Origin of the sequence: Buttiauxella gaviniae ATCC 51604, from assembly GCF_001654835.1 — a bacterium.
Lineage (GTDB): Bacteria > Pseudomonadota > Gammaproteobacteria > Enterobacterales > Enterobacteriaceae > Buttiauxella > Buttiauxella gaviniae.
On record NZ_LXEP01000015.1, the window covers coordinates 166,544 to 184,725 of the forward strand.

Sequence of the window (18,182 nt, forward strand, 5' to 3'; positions counted from 1 at the left end):
ATGATCGGAAATAACGAATCAAATCACATAAAAAACTAATGAATACCTGGCGCATAAAAAAAGCCTGAATCAAAAATATTCGATTCAGGCTTTTTTACTACCAATAAGGAAGTTAGGTTTAGCGGGTTAGATCGTCAAAGAATTTCTTCACGCCGTCAAAGAAGCTCTTTGAACGCGGACTGTTCTTTTCGCCACTCGGCCCACCAAAACTTTCCGCCAGATCGCGCAGCAATTGTTTCTGCTTTTCATTCAGGCTAACTGGGGTTTCTACAACAACGCGGCATAACAGGTCACCCTGGGCCCCGCCACGTACAGATTTCACCCCTTTACCACGCATTCTGAACAATTTACCAGTTTGCGTTTCACCAGGCACTTTCAGGTTTACACGCCCATCCAGTGTTGGGACTTCAATCTCACCACCCAAAGCGGCCATTGCAAAGTTAATAGGCACTTCGCAATACAGGTTGTTACCTTCACGCTCAAAGATTGGGTGCTGTTTAACCTGAACCTGGACGTATAAATCACCTGATGGTGCACCGTGCTCACCCGCTTCGCCTTCACCTGCCAGACGAATACGGTCGCCTGTATCAACGCCAGCCGGGATTTTCACCGACAGCGTTTTGGTTTTTTCAACACGACCATGTCCATGACAGGTGTTGCACGGATCTTTAATAATTGAACCGCGACCCTGACAGTGTGGACAGCTTTGCTGCACGGTGAAGAAGCCCTGACGCATTTGCACCTGGCCTTGTCCATGACAAGTCGGGCAAGTCTGTGGCTTGGAGCCCGCTTTCGCGCCGCTACCGTGACAAACGCCACACTCTTCAAGCGTTGGGATGCGGATCTCTTTGGTGACGCCACGAACCGCTTCTTCCAGCGTTAAGTCCATGTTGTAGCGTAAATCGGCACCGCGGGATGCACGCTGACGACGGCCACCACCGAAGATGTCACCGAATACGTCGCCAAAGATATCACCAAAGTCAGCACCGCCACCGCCAAATCCGCCGTGACCACCACCGCCCATACCGCCTTGCTCAAACGCGGCGTGACCATACTGGTCATAGGCTGCACGTTTTTGCTCGTCGGTCAGGATTTCGTAGGCTTCTTTAATTTCTTTAAACTTGCCTTCGGACTCTTTGTCACCCTGATTACGATCTGGGTGGAACTTCATTGCCAGGCGTTTATAGGCTTTCTTGATTTCACGCTCTTCCGCGTTTTTCGGAACGCCTAAAACCTCGTAATAGTCTCTCTTCGCCATCTTTTTTGTCTGCCCCTAACATGCGGGCACGGGCGCAGAGGAAAACCTCAACGCCCGTGCTTCTATTCACATCACACTTTAACTTACAAAAGGGCGATTATTTTTTGTCTTTAACTTCTTCGAACTCAGCATCAACAACATCGTCGTCTTTGCTTGCAGAGTTACCAGCGTCAGTAGCGTTACCTGCTTGCTGTTCTGCATGCTGTGCCTGAGCCAGCTCCATCAGTTTCTGAGAAACTTCTGCCAGCGCCTGCATTTTCGCTTCGATGTCAGCTTTGTCTTCGCCTTTCAGAGAAGTTTCCAGTGCGCTCAGTGCAGACTCGATTGCAGTTTTGTCGTCAGTTGGCAGTTTATCGCCTGCTTCTTCAACCTGCTTACGAGTGCTGTGCATCAGGTGGTCACCCTGGTTGCGAGTCTGAACCAGTTCTTCGAACTTACGGTCAGCCTCGGCGTTAGCTTCCGCATCGCGCACCATTTTCTGGATTTCTTCTTCATTCAGACCAGAAGAAGCCTTGATGGTGATTTTCTGCTCTTTACCGCTGTTTTTGTCTTTTGCAGACACATGCAAAATACCGTCAGCATCGATGTCGAAGGTAACTTCGACTTGCGGCATGCCACGTGGTGCTGGGCTGATACCATCCAGGTTGAACTGACCCAGAGATTTGTTATCAGCTGCACGTTTACGTTCACCCTGAATCACATGGATAGTCACCGCAGACTGGTTATCTTCAGCTGTGGAGAACACCTGGCTGTGCTTAGTCGGGATAGTGGTGTTTTTGTTGATCAGTGAAGTCATCACACCGCCCATGGTTTCGATACCCAGAGACAGCGGGGTAACGTCCAGCAGCAGTACGTCAGTCACATCACCAGCAAGCACACCACCCTGAACAGCTGCACCGATTGCAACAGCTTCGTCCGGGTTAACGTCTTTACGTGGTTCTTTACCAAAGAACTCAGTAACTTTCTTCTGCACCATTGGCATACGAGTCTGACCACCAACCAGGATTACATCCTGGATATCGGATACAGACAGGCCAGCATCTTGCAGCGCAACTTTCAGCGGCTCGATAGAACGGTTTACCAAGTCTTCGACCAGGGATTCCAGTTTCGCACGAGTCACTTTGATGTTCATGTGTTTTGGACCAGTCGCGTCTGCTGTGATGTACGGCAGGTTCACGTCGGTCTGCTGAGCAGAAGACAGCTCAATTTTCGCTTTTTCAGCAGCTTCTTTCAGACGCTGCATAGCCAGTGGATCGTTACGCAGATCGATGCCTTGATCTTTCTTGAACTCCTCCACTAAGTAGTTGATCAGACGGCTATCGAAGTCTTCACCACCCAGGTGGGTATCACCATTGGTTGCCAGAACTTCGAAGGTTTTCTCGCCATCAACTTCGTCGATTTCGATAATAGAGATATCGAAAGTACCACCACCCAAGTCGTATACCGCGATAGTACGGTTGCCAACTTCTTTATCCAGACCGTAGGCCAGAGCCGCTGCGGTTGGTTCGTTGATGATACGTTTTACTTCCAGACCTGCGATACGGCCAGCATCTTTAGTTGCCTGACGCTGAGCATCGTTGAAGTATGCAGGAACGGTGATAACAGCTTCAGTTACTGGTTCGCCCAGGTAATCTTCAGCGGTTTTCTTCATTTTCTTCAGCACTTCAGCAGAGATCTGCGGAGGTGCCATTTTTTGGCCTTTAACGTCAATCCATGCATCACCGTTATCAGCGCCAATAATTTTGTACGGCATGATAGCTTCATCACGCTGCACTTCTTCATCCTGGAAGCGACGGCCAATCAGGCGTTTGATCGCGAACAGTGTGTTCTGCGGGTTAGTCACTGCCTGACGTTTAGCCGGCTGACCAACCAGAATCTCACCATCTTGCGTATAAGCAATGATAGAAGGAGTGGTGCGGTCGCCCTCGGCGTTTTCCAGAACGCGAGCAGTAGTACCATCCATAATCGCTACACAAGAGTTGGTAGTACCCAAGTCGATGCCAATAATTTTACCCATCTAAACGTCTCCACTTAAAATTTGTTCGTCATATGGTCGTGAACCTGTTATGCGGGCAAACAAGAGTCTTTCAACTGCCCAAACATGATTTTTTACAGGTCCATCAACTGCGGTTGCATACAAGATGGGGTCACTCGGCTCGCCATCAAGGGGCAAGGCAAAAAAAATTTTCATCTTCACACCTGTTTAGATCATGGACTCAGGCTCTCGACCTGATTATGATGCCGCGCCCCGCTGCCCTTTAGCAGTTGTGTGGCGACTACATATAATCATTTTCAGACGAATTTTAGAGGAACTATGGGCAACACTAAGTTGGCTAATCCAGCTCCCCTGGGCTTGATGGGCTTCGGCATGACCACCATTCTGCTCAATCTGCATAACACCGGCATCTTCCCTTTTGATGTCAACATCCTTGCAATGGGCATTTTCTACGGTGGTATCGCACAAATTTTTGCCGGCCTGTTAGAATTTAAGAAAGGTAATACTTTCGGCCTGACAGCTTTCGTTTCTTATGGCTCTTTCTGGCTGACTCTGGTCGCCATTCTGATCATGCCTAAGATGGGTCTTGCAGATGCTGCGAACGCACACTTCCTCGGTGCGTACCTCGGTTTGTGGGGCGTATTCACACTGTTCATGTTCTTCGGCACCCTGGCTTCTGCGCCACGCATGCTGCAGTTCGTGTTTGGTAGCTTGACAGTACTGTTTGCCCTGCTGGCTATTGGCCACCTGGTAGATAACGAAAGCATCGTTCGCATTGCGGGTTGGATTGGCCTGGTTTGTGGTGCAAGCGCCATTTATCTGGCAATGGGCGAAGTGCTCAATGAGCAGTTTGGCCGAACCGTGCTGCCAATTGGTGAAAAACACTAATTCCTGCACTTACGTGTAAGAAAACAAAAACGCGGAGGCTAGCCTCCGCGTTTTTTTATGAATGTTGCAGCGGCCTTTCAACCACCTTATCTTCATGCGTTAAATCTTTGCGCAACCAAATCCCCAATCCCAGCCCAACCATTGCCAGTGCCAGTACATACCAGGCAGGTCCCATTGGTGATATGGCAGACAACATCGTGACAAAGATTGGCGTCAGGCCACCAAAAATGGCATACGACATATTGTAAGAGAACGAGATACCGCTAAAACGCACTTCCGCCGGAAACGCTCGCACCATCACAAACGGCACTGCCCCCACAACCCCAACGCTCAAACCAGCAAGCCCATAGAATAAGAAAAGATATTCAGGATAAATTGCCGTCAGGTGATAGAACATCCAACTGCACACAGCCAATAGTAAGCTGCCGAAAGTAAAGGTTTTGCTGGCACCGATACGGTCAATAATCAGCCCAGCCAGAATACAACCAATGCACAACATTACGATGGCGATACTGTTCGCCTGAAGCGTCAACGCGGGTGCAATACCCAACTGTTTTTGCAGCCAGGTTGGCGCCATCAAAATGACCACCACAATCCCCGCTGACAACAACCAGGTCAGCAGCATCGAAATCACGACCGCTTTTTTATGGTTTGCGATGACCGATTTCAACGGCAACTCTTCCGCCAGCGCTTTGCGTTGCTGCATCTCAAGGAAGATGGGAGTTTCTTGCAACCAGCGGCGCAAATACATTGCCACCAGGCCGAAAATCCCGCCGAGGAAGAACGGTATACGCCAGCCGCCATCGTGAATTGCCTGCTGGGTCATCGAGGTATTAATGATGGTAGCAACCACGGACCCCAACAAAATACCGGCAGTTAAACCAGCAGTTAAGGTGCCACATGCAATACCAATACGTTTATAGGGAACGTGTTCTGCGACAAATACCCATGCTCCGGGCACTTCACCACCGATTGCCGCCCCCTGAAGAACGCGCATCAGCAGCAATAATACAGGTGCCGCGATACCCAACGTTTCATAGGTTGGCAACATCCCGATCGCAAGCGTTGGCAGCGCCATCAGTAAAATGCTCAAGGTGAACATTTTTTTACGACCAACCAGGTCGCCGAAGTGCGCCATGATGATTCCACCCAGCGGACGAGCCAGATAGCCTGCAGCAAAGATACCAAAAGTTTGTAGCTGACGAAGCCACTCGGGAATATCGGCCGGGAAAAAAAGCGCTCCAACGACGGTGGCAAAAAAGACGAAAATGATGAAGTCGTAGAACTCTAGCGCACCACCCAAAGCGGCAAGGGTCAGGGTTTTGTAATCCTGACGATTCAAGGGCCTGGTGCGATGTGTTGAATTGAGTTGTTGTGCCATAAGAGCCTGCTTCCAGAGTGAGTGTGGTTATTAGCTTCCATTTTGCTGTAAAGCAAATTCACTATAACGAACCACACTCCACATACCAGAGTGACTACATCTTATACCGCAAACAACTTGGTTTTAGGAGTTTGTATCGCGAATGGCACTTTTAGGGCGAAAAGCTGCTACCACAGAGCTATCCGTCTCAATGTAAGGACCATCTAATAACTGTATACAATACGGTACACTTGCGAAAATACCCGACACTACCACCTTGTTGTCAGCATCTTTTACGCCTTCCAGGGTTTCCTGAATTGACTTCGGCTGCCCAGGTAAATTCAGAATGAGTGCCTGCTTGCGAATCACTCCAACCTGGCGTGAAAGAATTGCCGTCGGCACAAAGTGCAGGCTTATCTGGCGCATCTGCTCGCCAAAGCCAGGCATTACACGATCCGCAACCGCAAGCGTTGCATCAGGAGTGACATCGCGGCGTGCAGGGCCTGTGCCGCCAGTGGTTAACACCAAATGACATGCCATTTCATCCACCAGCTCACACAGCGCCTGCTCAATAAGCGGTTGTTCATCAGGGATTAAGCGCGTTTCAATTTGGAAAGGAGTCGTTATGGTGCGCTCCAGCCAGTCAACAAGCGCCGGAATGCCTTTATCTTGATATACACCGCTCGAAGCGCGGTCGGAGATGGAAACTAAGCCAATGCGTAAGGTATTCATATCATTCCCGGAGATTCAAAACTTAACGGAATGATACACGGTGGAGGGAGCAGCAGACAGAGGTGAAACACTAAAAAGCGTGGCAGGGCGGAGCCTGCCACACGTAATGATTACAGCAGGTCGCCGATCATTTTTTCCAGTTTTTCCTGGTCGATAGCAAACTTACGGATGCCGTCAGCCAGTTTATCAACTGCCATTGGATCCTGGTTGTGGCTCCACAGGAACTGGGATTCAGTCATACGCTCTGGACGTGCTTTCACTTCACCAGTGTAAGACAGTTTACGCTCAACCGTACCTTCGCTTTCAGCCAGCTCTTTCAGCAGAGCAGGTGCGATGGTCAGACGGTCACAACCAGCCAGTTCGATGATTTCACCCAGGTTACGGAAGCTTGCGCCCATAACCACGGTTTCATAGCCGTGTTCTTTGTAGTACTGGTAGATTTCAGAAACAGAAACCACACCTGGATCTTCATGCGGTGCGTACTCTTTCTTATCGGTGTTCGTTTTGTACCAGTCGAGGATACGACCCACGAATGGAGAAATCAGGAACACACCTGCTTCAGCACAAGCACGCGCCTGAGCGAAGGAGAACAGCAGAGTCAGGTTACAGTTGATGCCTTCTTTTTCCAGCTGCTCAGCAGCACGGATGCCCTGCCAGGTAGAAGCCAGTTTGATCAGGATACGGTCGTTGCTGATACCCGCATCGTTGTACATTTTAATCAGACGTTTTGCTTTAGTGATGCTGGCATCGGTGTCATAAGACAGACGCGCATCAACTTCAGTAGAAATACGACCTGGGATCAGTTTCAGGATTTCCAGACCAATATTCACCGCCAGCTTGTCAGTCGCATCCACAACCTGTTGTGCATGATCGCTGCTCTGCTCGCGCGCCCACGCAATCGCATCGTCAATCAGTTTGCGATATTCAGGGATTTGCGCAGCGTTCAGGATCAGAGATGGGTTAGTGGTGGCATCTTGCGGTTGATACAGCTTCATTGCCGCAATATCCCCGGTGTCCGCAACTACTGTGGTTAGCTGACGCAGGGAGGTCAATTTATCCGTCATGATAGTGTTTCTCATTAGATGTAACTTGTTAGGGGGATGTAACCGGTCTGGCTTGATGATATCACGACGCAATTCAGGTGCAACCGCAGCAACACATCGGCAGGAACTGAACGCGAAAGTGATAAATACCGTGTATTATTTGCCTGCAATCTAAAGGATCATGCGCGACCACCGCGCATTAGCTGTGCTCGCAACGCATGCAAACGAGGGATGTTAATGGCAGATTTTTTTCTGTTTATCAATGAGATACTATGGGGTTCTATCCTCATTTATTTGTTAGTCGGCGCAGGCCTTTGGTTCACCTGGCGCTGTGGTTTTGTACAATTCCGCTATTTGACCCAGCTTCGAAGCATAATTCTGGCGAATAAAAATAAAGATTCTTCCGGAATATCCTCATTTCAGGCGCTTTGCACAAGCCTCGCTGCACGTGTAGGTAGCGGTAATCTTTCTGGCGTGGCGCTTGCTCTTACACTCGGTGGCCCTGGTGCTATTTTCTGGATGTGGGTCGTAGCCATGCTCGGAATGGCGACCTCTTTTGCCGAATGCACCCTTGCCCAACTTTATAAAACACGCGATATCGAAGGCAATTATCGCGGTGGCCCGGCGTGGTATATGGAACGTGGGCTGGGAATGCGCTGGATGGGGGTGATGTTCTCCATCTTTCTGATGATAGCCTTTGGTTTGATCTTCAATGCGGTGCAAGCGAACTCCATCGCCAATGCCGTGAATAACGCTTTCGGCATTCCCAAAACCTGGATTGGCATCGGGCTTGTTGTCTTAACAGCTGGTGTTATTTGGGGTGGAATGCGTGGCACCGCGCGCGTCGCCCAATGGTTGGTTCCGTTTATGGCGCTTATCTGGGTGTTGATGAGCCTGATCGTCATGGCAATGAATATTGAGCGTTTACCTGAAGTGGTTTCGCTGGTGTTCAAAAGCGCATTCGGCTGGCAAGAAGCGGCATCAGGCGCTCTTGGATTCACTATTAGTCAGGCAATCACCACAGGTTTTCAGCGCGGTATGTTTTCTAACGAAGCGGGCATGGGTTCTTCACCTAACGCTGCAGCCGCTGCCGCGACATGGCCGCCACATCCCGCATCACAAGGGTTGGTGCAGATGTTTGGTGTGTTGATTGATACAATAATCATCTGTTCAGCCACCGCCGGGATTATCCTGTTTTCGGGCATTCTGGATACGGCAAGTCCTGACATGAACGGCATAATGCTGGTACAACAAGCACTGAGTAGTGTAGTGGGGTCGTGGGGAACTGGATTCATCGCAATCATTGTTATGCTGTTTGCATTCACATCGATTGTCGCCAACTATGCCTATGCAGAAAACAACCTTCTTTTTTTACAACAAAAAAGCCCTTTTGCTACTGTGTTATTCCGTTGCCTGGCACTGGTAATGGTGATGTTTGGCACTCTTTCTCCATTGCCATTAGTCTGGCAAATGGCAGACGTAGCAATGGCGTTTATGGCTGTCACTAACCTCACGGCAATTCTGCTGCTTTCGCCTATCGCCCGCGATCTCAGTATCGATTACCTGCGGCAGTTAAAATTAGGTAAAACACCCGTTTTCGACCCAAATCGCTTTCCGGAAATTAAAAGCCAGCTGGCACCGGGTATCTGGGACAATCCGGAACCACCTGAAACCAGGCGCTAATCGCAACCATCGGCTAATACTTTCAGTAAATTTGCTAAAGTAGTGGGCATTAATCGGCAAGGAACAGATATGCTAATTCTAATTTCACCTGCAAAAACACTGGATTATCAAAGCGACCTCCCTACCGATCGCTATACACAGCCCGAGTTGCTGGACTATTCTCAGCAACTGATTGCCGTGGCGCGTAAACTTAGCGCCCCGCAAATCTCCTCCCTGATGCATATCAGCGACAAACTGGCATCCCTGAACGAAACCCGTTTTAACGAATGGCACCCGGAATTCACCCCTCAAAATGCGCGTCAGGCGATTCTGGCGTTTAAAGGTGATGTTTATACAGGTTTGCAGGCTGAAGAGTTTAGCGATGCAGATTTCGAGTTCGCACAGCAGCATTTACGGATGCTTTCCGGATTGTACGGCGTATTACGCCCACTTGATCTAATGCAGCCGTATCGTTTGGAGATGGGTATTAAGCTTGAGAACCCGCAGGGTAAAGATCTGTATCATTTCTGGGGTGACACCATCACCGAGAAACTGAATCAGGCGCTGGAAGCTCAGGGTGACAATGTTGTGATTAACCTGGCTTCAGATGAATACTACAAATCGGTAAAACCGAAAAAGCTCAATGCAGAAATCTACAAGCCGGTGTTCCTTGATGAGAAGAATGGCAAATTTAAAGTCATTAGTTTCTATGCCAAGAAAGCCCGTGGCCTGATGAGCCGCTACATCATTCAAAATCGCCTGACTAAACCTGAGCAACTCACGGGCTTTAACACAGACGGCTATTTCTTCGATGAAACAATGTCAAGTAAGAATGAATTAGTGTTTAAACGCCACGAGCAGTAAAACAAAACGCCAGCGCAATGCTGGCGTTTTGCTTAGTGATGTTTGTATTGGCCATAGTGGTTGCCGTTATCGTGATGGTCCTTATCATGGTGGTCATGATCATGGCGCTCGTCATGATGGTCATGCGGATGCCATCTGTTATCACGCCATTCATAGTGGTCGTTCCACCAGCCCCGGTCCCGCCAGTGGCCGCCGTCCCAGTAATTACCGCCCCGATCCTGGTCGCCAATTTGCAGCTTCACCGCTGGAATTAGCGTAATTTCTGAAGCCTGTGCAGCCAGCGGAGCCACGACCAGAATCGACAAGGCCAGAATAATTGATTTCAACATAAGTTACTCCTTACTGCATTCGTGCCCGTTATGGGTTACTGAAGCCAGCATATGCCGAATAATACCGCCTTGTTATTCTCTGCAATCCTAATCTCTCATCGTGCGCATTTAATGGGAATTCCTACATTTTCCCTCCTTGTTTCCTGCACAATTCCTCCATGATTCTGGTCACTAAATTCATATGCCTGCGTGGATTTTCTTTTGTGGACTAATACAACAACGAGACGAACTCGACGTTACCCCTTTGCTTCTGGAGTATATTTGTCGAACTGAAGATCCAGCTTTAACACGCCAAAAATAAAGAGGCTGTAGATGACAATACCTGCGTTTAAACGCCAAAAACTGACGCTTCACCCTGGTCTGTTCGTAGCACTGAGCGCCATATTTTCATTAGGCTCGACGGCATATGCCAACGACACTCCCGCTTCAGGCTACCAGGTTGAAAAAGTGGTTATCCTCAGCCGCCACGGTGTGCGAGCCCCCACCAAAATGACACAGACCATGCGCGACGTAACACCCAATACCTGGCCCGAATGGCCAGTAAAACTGGGTTATATCACGCCACGCGGTGAGCATCTGATTAGCCTGATGGGCGGGTTTTATCGCGAGAAGTTTCAACAACAGGGCATTTTATCGCAGGAAAATTGCCCTACACCGAATTCAGTTTACGTCTGGGCAGATGTCGATCAACGCACGCTTAAAACGGGCGAAGCTTTCCTGGCAGGACTTGCCCCGCAATGTGGTTTAACTATTCACCACCAACAGAATCTTGAAAAAGCCGATCCGCTGTTCCATCCGGTGAAAGCGGGCACCTGTTCAATGGATAAAACTCAAATCCAACAGGCCGTTGAAAAAGAAGCTCAAACGCCCATTGAGAATCTGAACCAGCGCTATATTCCCTCTCTGGCCTTGATGAACAGGGCTCTCAACTTTTCGACGTCTGCCTGGTGTCAGAAACACAGCGCGGATAAAAGCTGTGATTTAGCGCAATCCATGCCGAGCAAGCTGTCGATAAAAGATAATGGCAACAAAGTCGCTCTCGACGGGGCCATTGGCCTTTCGTCTACGCTTGCTGAAATTTTCCTACTGGAATATGCCCAAGGGATGCCGCAAGCAGCGTGGGGGAATATTCATTCAGAGCAAGAGTGGGCGTCGCTATTGAAACTGCATAACACCCAGTTTGATTTGATGGCGCGCACACCTTACATCGCCGCACATAACGGAACGCCTTTATTACAGACCATCAGCAACGCGCTGGAGCCGAAAGCCGACGTAAGCAAACTACCGGATATCTCACCTAACAATAAGATCCTGTTTATTGCCGGGCACGATACTAATATTGCCAATATCGCAGGCATGCTCAACATGCGCTGGACGCTACCTGGGCAACCCGATAATACCCCTCCGGGCGGCGCTTTAGTCTTTGAGCGTTTGGCCGATAAGTCAGGGAAACAATACGTTAGCGTGAGCATGGTGTATCAGACACTCGTGCAGTTACGCGCTCAAACACCGCTTAGCCTTAAGGAACCCGCAGGAAGTGTGCAGCTAAAAATTCCTGGCTGTAGTGACCAAACGGCTGAAGGATATTGCCCGCTGCCAACATTCAAACGCGTGGTTAGCCAAAGCGAAGAACCGGGCTGCCAATTGCAGTAGCAGAGAGAAAAACTGGCTACTGCACATAAGCTTTTACTCCGATATACGAAAAGAAAAAGCCGCTTGCGGTTAAGCAAGCGGCTTTACTGAGTATCGTTGCCTTATAAACGGAAAGACAATTACGCTTTGTTCATCATCAATTCGCGCAGCGCGGCAAAATCGGCTGGTAGATTATGGGAGAGCAGCGGTAAGTCAGCACGCTCAGCAAGTTCTGCAGGCAGCGGCAGAGTTTCGCCCAGAATCTCTTCCACGCTCTCTTTAAACTTCGCTGGATGCGCCGTTCCCAGGAACAGGCCGTATTCGCCCGGCTGGAGCTGGTCACGCAGCGCACGGTAAGCAATGGCAGCGTGTGGTTCAGAAACATAACCCACCGCTTTCAGCTCTTGCATGGTGGCTTTGGTGGTTTCGTCAGTCACTGTCGCATAACCCAGATCGGTCAAACGCCAGGTTTTACGGCGGAACAACTCTTCCACGCGCGGCCAGTTGTTTGGCTGGCTGACATCCATGGCGTTAGAAAGCGTCGCCACAGTCTTTTTCGGGGTCCATTCGCCGTTAGCTAAGAAGCGTGGAACGGTATCGTTCGCATTGGTCGCCGCAATAAAACGCTTGATTGGTAGGCCGAGTGATTTTGCCAGCAGGCCCGCAGTCAAATCACCAAAGTTACCGCTTGGTACGGAAACCACTAACTGGTTACGCGCTTCCTGAGGCAGTTGAGCAACCGCTTCAAAGTAATAGCAAATCTGCGCCAGCAAACGGCTGATGTTGATGGAGTTGGCAGAGTTTAACCCCAGCGCCACTTTCAGCTCTTCATCATCAAACGCTTGTTTCACCAGCGCCTGGCAGGCATCAAAATCACCGTCGATTGCGACAGTTTCAATGTTACCGCCAAGCGTGCAGAACAGTTTTTCCTGCAGCGGGCTGATTTTGCCACGCGGGTACAAAATCACCACACGCACGTTTTGCAGTCCATAAAATGCATGGGCAACCGCAGCACCAGTATCACCAGACGTTGCAGTCAGAATCGTAACCGGCTTGTCACCGCTGATATGCGTCAGCATCTGCGCCATAAAGCGCCCGCCGAAATCCTTAAATGCCAGAGTTGGGCCATGGAACAGCTCAAGACAGCCGATGTCCGGTTCAACGCTTTTAACTGGTGCAGGGAAGGCGAAGGCCGCACGCACGCGCTCTTCGAGGATTTCCTGCGGAATTTCATCACCGAGGAAGGCAGACAGAACTTTGCTGCTGCGGGAGACGAAATCCATCTTCAGCATTTCGTCGATTTCTGTCAGTTCAAATTCCGGCAAATCATGTGGAAAAAACAGCCCTTGCTGCTTACCCAACCCTTGCACAATCGCCTGGGCAAAATTGACCTGCTCGTTATGATCTTTAAGGTTATACAGTTTCATGCGTTATCCCAGAACTCGTGCGCCCGCCGTATCCAGACGGCAAATATGTACAAAACCTTCCTGGTTCTGCAAATAGTGTTGGCTGAGCCAGTCAGCCACGCGTTGTGCGGTATCAGTGTTATCGCACAACGCAAAGAGAGTTGGACCTGAACCCGAAATACCACTCGCCAGCGCACCAATATCTGCAGCAGCCTGGCGTGCCTCGTTAAAGCGCGGCAGCAATTTAGCGCGATAAGGCTCAGCAATCACATCACGCATCAGTTTTGCCGCAAGTTGTGGCTGGCGGGTGTGGCATGCGTGAATGAAGCCCGCCAGATGACGACCGTGGCTAATACAATCCTGGCGGCGATAAAGCGCCGGTAGAATGGCTCGTGCTTCTGCGGTAGAGACTTTAATCCCCGGATACGCCAGCACCCAAAGCCATTCATCAAAACCCGGTACAGACTGGCTGATGATGCCATTTTCTTCAATCATCAGCTGCATGCCACCGAGGAAACACGGCGCTACGTTATCATAATGAACGCTGCCTGAAATGCGCCCTTCCAGCTCGCCCATCAAGCTCAGTAAACGCGTGTCGCTCAATGGTTTGCCGCAGTATTCATTCATCGCCATCAGGCCTGCGACCACTGAACAAGCGCTGGAACCGAGGCCGGAACCAATCGGCATGCTCTTTTCCAGAGTCATCTTCACGGGAATATTCTTGCCGATTTCCTGGCAGAAGCGCTCCCAGCACTGATAAACGATGTTTTCGCGCGGCTCGTCTGGCAATTTGCTGGCGAAGCGCCCGATGTTGTTCAAACTAAAAGTGTCTGCCGCTTCGACAGTCACGTAATCCCCAAGTAGCGAGCCATCTATCGGCGATACGGCCGCGCCCAGAACATCAAACCCGACGCTCATATTGGCACTGGAAGCCGGGGCGTATACTTTAACCATCTTAAACTCCTAACTTCCATGACAAAGTGCGCAATAAGTCGGCGAAAACACCGGCAGCAGTAACATCATTCCCTGCTCCGTAGCCACGCAGGACTAACGGCAAAGGCTGGTAATAATGGCTGTAGAAGGCCAACGCATTTTCGCCATTTTTAACTTTATACAATGGGTCGTTGCCATCCACCGCATCAATTTTAACTTTACAGCTACCGTCTTCTTCAATAACGCCAACATAACGCAGCACTTTTCCTTCATCACGGGCTTTTGCAACTCGCGCAGAGAACTCATCATCCAACTGCGGTAAACGTGACATAAATGACTCGACATCACCTGTAGAATCAAATGACTCCGGTAATACTGGCTCAATGATGATATCCGAAAGCTCAAAATTACTGCCGGTTTCACGCGCCAGAATTAATAGCTTACGCGCCACATCCATACCAGAGAGATCATCACGCGGATCGGGTTCGGTATACCCCATTTCACGGGCAACTTTGGTGGCTTCTGAAAGGCTCATGCCCTCGTCCAGCTTGCCAAAAATAAACGACAGGGAACCCGAAAGAACGCCGGAGAAACGCTGTAACTCGTCACCCGCATTCAGCAGGTTTTGCAGGTTTTCGATAACCGGCAAACCCGCACCTACGTTGGTGTCATAAAGGAACTTACGGCGCGATTTTGCCGCCGCGTTACGCATCTGGTGGTAGTAATTCATGGTGGAAGTGTTCGCCTTTTTATTCGGCGTCACCACGTGGAAACCCTCACCAAGGAAATCAGCATACTGGTCAGCAACTGCCTGGCTGGAGGTACAGTCAACAATGACCGGGTTCAACAGGTGATACTCTTTTACCAGACGAATCAGGCGGCCAAGGTTGAGCGGCTCTTTCGCCTGGGCCAACTCTTCCTGCCAGTTATCCAGATTCAGGCCGTGAATATTGGTGAGCAGCGCTTTCGAATTCGCAATACCACATACACGCAGGTCAATATGCTTCTGCTTCAGCCACGCCTGTTGACGTTTCACCTGCTCAACCAGTGCAGCACCCACGCCACCGACGCCAATCAGGAACACTTCGATAACCTGATCGGTATTGAATAGCATCTGGTGAGTCACACGCACACCTGTGGTGGCATCATCATTGCTGACCACAACCGAGATAGAACGCTCTGAAGAGCCCTGTGCGATGGCGACGATATTGATGTTGGCGCGGGCAAGGGCTGCGAAGAACTTAGCGGAAATACCGCGCAAAGTACGCATCCCATCCCCGACGACAGAGATAATGGCCAGATGCTCCATGATCGCCAGTGGTTCAAGCAGACCTTCTTTGAGTTCGAGATAGAACTCATCATCCATCGCACGTCGCGCACGTACGCAATCCGCCTGCGGCACACAGAAGCTGATGCTGTATTCAGAGGATGACTGAGTAATCAACACCACCGAAATTCCAGCTCGAGACATAGCAGCAAAGACGCGTGCCGCCATACCAACCATGCCTTTCATCCCTGGGCCTGAAACGTTAAACATCGCCATATTATTCAGGTTAGTGATGCCTTTAACCGGCAGGTCATCTTCATCACTCTCTGCACCAATTAAAGTGCCTGGCGCTTGCGGGTTACCAGTATTTTTAATCAGACAAGGGATTTGGAATTGAGCAATTGGGGAAATAGTACGTGGATGAAGAACTTTGGCGCCGAAGTAAGAAAGCTCCATGGCCTCCTGATACGACATCGATTTTAAAAGCCTTGCATCCGGTACCTGACGTGGGTCGCAAGTATAAACGCCATCAACATCAGTCCAGATCTCACAACAATCTGCACGTAAACACGCAGCCAACACGGCCGCTGAATAGTCAGAGCCATTACGACCCAGAACGACTAACTCACCTTTATCGTTCCCGGCAGTAAAGCCCGCCATCAGGATCATATGGTCTGCCGGAATACGGCTGGCAGCAATGCGACGAGTGGACTCAGTAATATCTACAGTAGACTCAAGGTAATGCCCAACAGCGAGAAGTTTTTCTACCGGATTGATAACCGTCACATTGTGACCGCGAGCTTTAAGCAATTCAGCCATAATAGCGATAGAGAGCTTTTCGCCACGGCAGATGATAGCGGCGTTGATGCTTTCCGGACATTGCCCCAAAAGGCTGATCCCGTGCAGAACATGCTTCAGCTGCGCAAACTCCTTCTCAACAAATCCCTTGAGCTGCACGACAGGGAAACCCGGCTGTGCATCTGCGAGACCATTCAGAAGTTCGCTGAAAATGCGTTCTGCATCGCTGATATTCGGTAAGGCATCCTGGCCGCCAATTGTTTTTTCAATCATGGCAACGAGGTGATTGGTAATTTTCGCCGGGGCAGACAGCACGGTCGCAACCTGCCCCTGTTTGGCATTACTTTCCAGGATATCGGCAACACGCAGAAAACGCTCCGCATTTGCCACTGAAGTACCACCGAATTTCAACACTCGCATTTATTATTACCCTTGAGTTTTTAGTCCAAAAAAAAGCCCGCACTGTTTAGGTGCGGGCTTTTTTCGTTTTTCCTGGTATGCGTCAGCCCGCACCGTTACCTGTGGTAATGGTGGTTGTAATAATTGTTGTCATTGGGCTGATGCGAATCATGGATGTTGTGTGCTCGTAATATGATTTACCTATATTGACTAAAGTATCCGACGGCCTAAGTCAATTTATTTTTAATTTTACCACTGTTAGTGGCACAGCTTTTGAACGCTGAAAAAGCAGCAAAAATCGCGCTTATTACGCTGAAAAAATGGGGGAATCACACCCCATCCTCACTGCTATTAAAGCTGTTTCCAGCATTATTCTCTGGCAGTTTTTTTTCGATATCATGCAGCAAACGGTGCAACATTGCCGTATCTCGCTGCGCTAACAAGCCAAGACGCTGCTGTAACCAATCAACCATTTTTTGGTCGCTGCTCGCCTCAACACGCTCAAGCAAAGCAGTGAGACGAGAACGCAATGCGCTTAGCTGTTTAGCATCCACCACATCATGTTCTGGCGCAGGGAGCTGCATAAGCGCTGACAATTGATAACAGTAGACCATTACAGCCTGACCAAGATTAAGCGATGGATAATCCGCAACCATTGGTACGCCGGTCAGAACATCCGCCAGTTCGAGTTCTTCATTGGTCAGCCCCGAATCTTCACGGCCAAACACCAGTGCCGCAGTCCCTACCCAGGTACGCTTTTCTTCAAGTAATGGAACCAATTGTTGCGGTGTGGCGTAGTAATGAAATTTAGCGCGGCTGCGGGCAGTGGTTGCAATCGTAAAATCGACATCATGCAAGGCTTCCGCCAGCGTATTAAAATGCTGTGCATTATTGAGCACATCACCAGAACCATGCGCGACCCAGCGTGCTTCAGGTTGTCGATCGGCTTCGCTATCAACTACACGCAATTCAGCAAATCCCATGGTCTTCATCGCTCGGGCTGCTGCACCAACATTTTCAGCTCTGGCGGGTGCGACCAGAATAATTATAAAACGCATTAAAACTCTCTTTAAAAAAAGTGCCCGTTATTGGACATTCACAAGTTTCAAATGATAATACGCATCAAAAATTTACATTAAAGCAACATTCATATATAAAATGTATGTAATGCGAATCATAAGCACCTTGAATACATATCGGTGGTTTGACCAGCAAGAAAACATGCAATAAACAGCATTATCTAATTGTTTTTAATGGTAAAAAAACAACATTAACACCATCATCAATCTGATTTATGTTCTTTACTAATCAATTCATGTAACTATATATATTATTAAAATATTGTGATGGAATGTGGCAAAACGCGACGATGATTTCATCAAACTGTTAACGTGCTACAATTGAATTTGATATATGTCAACGAAGCGTAGTTTTATCAGATGTCTAAAGCGGTCCTGCCTGTTATGTTGCTGTTAAAATGGTATAGGATAACAACCGTTTTTGACACCGTCGGGTCCAGAGGGAAAAGTGCCCACGACCAAGCTAATGATGTTGTTGACGTTGATGGAAAGTGCATCAAGAACGCAATTACGTACTTTAGTCATGTTACGCCCAG

16 protein-coding genes, 1 pseudogene and 1 other annotated feature are annotated in these 18,182 nt (G+C 49.3%); of the genes and pseudogenes, 4 read left to right on the plus strand and 13 right to left on the minus strand.

Annotation, left to right across the window (positions count from 1 at the left end; genetic code table 11):
• Nucleotides 1-118: 118 nt before the first annotated feature.
• The 3 genes from dnaJ to M977_RS25215 all read right to left on the minus strand — a co-directional run bounded on the left by dnaJ (nt 119) and on the right by M977_RS25215 (nt 3,449).
• Entirely contained in the window at nt 119-1,258 is a 1,140-nt protein-coding gene (gene dnaJ / locus M977_RS07880) for a molecular chaperone DnaJ (RefSeq protein WP_034459395.1), read from the minus strand.
• Nucleotides 1,259-1,355: 97 nt separating this feature from the next.
• A complete protein-coding gene (gene dnaK, locus M977_RS07885; protein WP_064513809.1) occupies nt 1,356-3,275 on the minus strand; it encodes a molecular chaperone DnaK in 1,920 nt (639 codons plus the stop codon).
• Nucleotides 3,276-3,449: a hypothetical protein gene (locus M977_RS25215; protein WP_154150710.1), complete on the minus strand. Its 174-nt coding sequence runs from the start codon at nt 3,447-3,449 to the stop codon at nt 3,276-3,278. It lies immediately after the preceding gene.
• A 123-nt stretch (nt 3,450-3,572) separates the two neighbouring features.
• Here M977_RS25215 and satP point away from each other — a divergent pair, with 123 nt between their 5' ends.
• Nucleotides 3,573-4,142 (plus strand): acetate uptake transporter, encoded by a 570-nt coding sequence (gene satP, locus M977_RS07890; RefSeq protein WP_064513811.1) that lies wholly within the window; start codon nt 3,573-3,575, stop codon nt 4,140-4,142.
• A gap of 55 nt (nt 4,143-4,197) precedes the next feature.
• Here satP and M977_RS07895 read toward each other — a convergent pair whose 3' ends face one another.
• The 3 genes from M977_RS07895 to tal form a co-directional block, all read right to left on the minus strand.
• A complete protein-coding gene (locus M977_RS07895; RefSeq protein ID WP_064513813.1) occupies nt 4,198-5,523 on the minus strand; it encodes an MFS transporter in 1,326 nt (441 codons plus the stop codon).
• A 123-nt stretch (nt 5,524-5,646) separates the two neighbouring features.
• A complete protein-coding gene (gene mog / locus M977_RS07900; RefSeq protein ID WP_064513815.1) occupies nt 5,647-6,234 on the minus strand; it encodes a molybdopterin adenylyltransferase in 588 nt (195 codons plus the stop codon).
• 110 nt (nt 6,235-6,344) lie between these two features.
• Nucleotides 6,345-7,298: a transaldolase gene (tal, locus tag M977_RS07905; protein ID WP_064513817.1), complete on the minus strand. Its 954-nt coding sequence runs from the start codon at nt 7,296-7,298 to the stop codon at nt 6,345-6,347.
• Between the two features lie 216 nt (nt 7,299-7,514).
• Here tal and M977_RS07910 point away from each other — a divergent pair, with 216 nt between their 5' ends.
• The gene (locus tag M977_RS07910) at nt 7,515-8,960 is read left to right on the plus strand and encodes an alanine/glycine:cation symporter family protein (RefSeq protein WP_064513819.1); all 1,446 of its coding nucleotides are present in this window, start codon (nt 7,515-7,517) and stop codon (nt 8,958-8,960) included.
• Between the two features lie 69 nt (nt 8,961-9,029).
• Nucleotides 9,030-9,803: a peroxide stress protein YaaA gene (yaaA, locus tag M977_RS07915; protein ID WP_064513821.1), complete on the plus strand. Its 774-nt coding sequence runs from the start codon at nt 9,030-9,032 to the stop codon at nt 9,801-9,803.
• Nucleotides 9,804-9,835: 32 nt separating this feature from the next.
• Here yaaA and M977_RS07920 read toward each other — a convergent pair whose 3' ends face one another.
• Nucleotides 9,836-10,132 carry a DUF2502 domain-containing protein gene (locus tag M977_RS07920; protein ID WP_064513822.1) on the minus strand — a complete coding sequence of 99 codons (297 nt, stop codon included), beginning with the start codon at nt 10,130-10,132 and terminating at the stop codon, nt 9,836-9,838.
• Between the two features lie 312 nt (nt 10,133-10,444).
• Here M977_RS07920 and M977_RS07925 point away from each other — a divergent pair, with 312 nt between their 5' ends.
• Nucleotides 10,445-11,785 carry an AppA family phytase/histidine-type acid phosphatase gene (locus tag M977_RS07925; protein ID WP_083962918.1) on the plus strand — a complete coding sequence of 447 codons (1,341 nt, stop codon included), beginning with the start codon at nt 10,445-10,447 and terminating at the stop codon, nt 11,783-11,785.
• A gap of 119 nt (nt 11,786-11,904) precedes the next feature.
• Here M977_RS07925 and thrC read toward each other — a convergent pair whose 3' ends face one another.
• From thrC to yjjY, 6 genes and pseudogenes are all read right to left on the minus strand, one after another.
• Nucleotides 11,905-13,191, minus strand: coding sequence for a threonine synthase (gene thrC / locus M977_RS07930; RefSeq protein ID WP_064513824.1), 1,287 nt, complete (start codon nt 13,189-13,191; stop codon nt 11,905-11,907).
• 3 nt (nt 13,192-13,194) lie between these two features.
• The gene (gene thrB, locus M977_RS07935) at nt 13,195-14,124 is read right to left on the minus strand and encodes a homoserine kinase (protein WP_064513827.1); all 930 of its coding nucleotides are present in this window, start codon (nt 14,122-14,124) and stop codon (nt 13,195-13,197) included.
• Between the two features lies 1 nt (nt 14,125).
• Nucleotides 14,126-16,588 carry a bifunctional aspartate kinase/homoserine dehydrogenase I gene (gene thrA / locus M977_RS07940; RefSeq protein ID WP_064513829.1) on the minus strand — a complete coding sequence of 821 codons (2,463 nt, stop codon included), beginning with the start codon at nt 16,586-16,588 and terminating at the stop codon, nt 14,126-14,128.
• Between the two features lie 26 nt (nt 16,589-16,614).
• Nucleotides 16,615-16,732, minus strand: a sequence feature (Thr leader region).
• Nucleotides 16,671-16,739 (minus strand): thr operon leader peptide, encoded by a 69-nt coding sequence (thrL, locus tag M977_RS25220; RefSeq protein ID WP_072009468.1) that lies wholly within the window; start codon nt 16,737-16,739, stop codon nt 16,671-16,673. (Overlaps the previous feature by 62 nt.)
• Before the next feature lie 157 nt (nt 16,740-16,896).
• A complete protein-coding gene (locus M977_RS07945) occupies nt 16,897-17,625 on the minus strand; it encodes a tRNA/rRNA methyltransferase (protein WP_064513831.1) in 729 nt (242 codons plus the stop codon).
• Nucleotides 17,626-18,028: 403 nt separating this feature from the next.
• Nucleotides 18,029-18,171: pseudogene (yjjY, locus tag M977_RS25225) on the minus strand (YjjY family protein).
• Nucleotides 18,172-18,182: the final 11 nt, after the last annotated feature.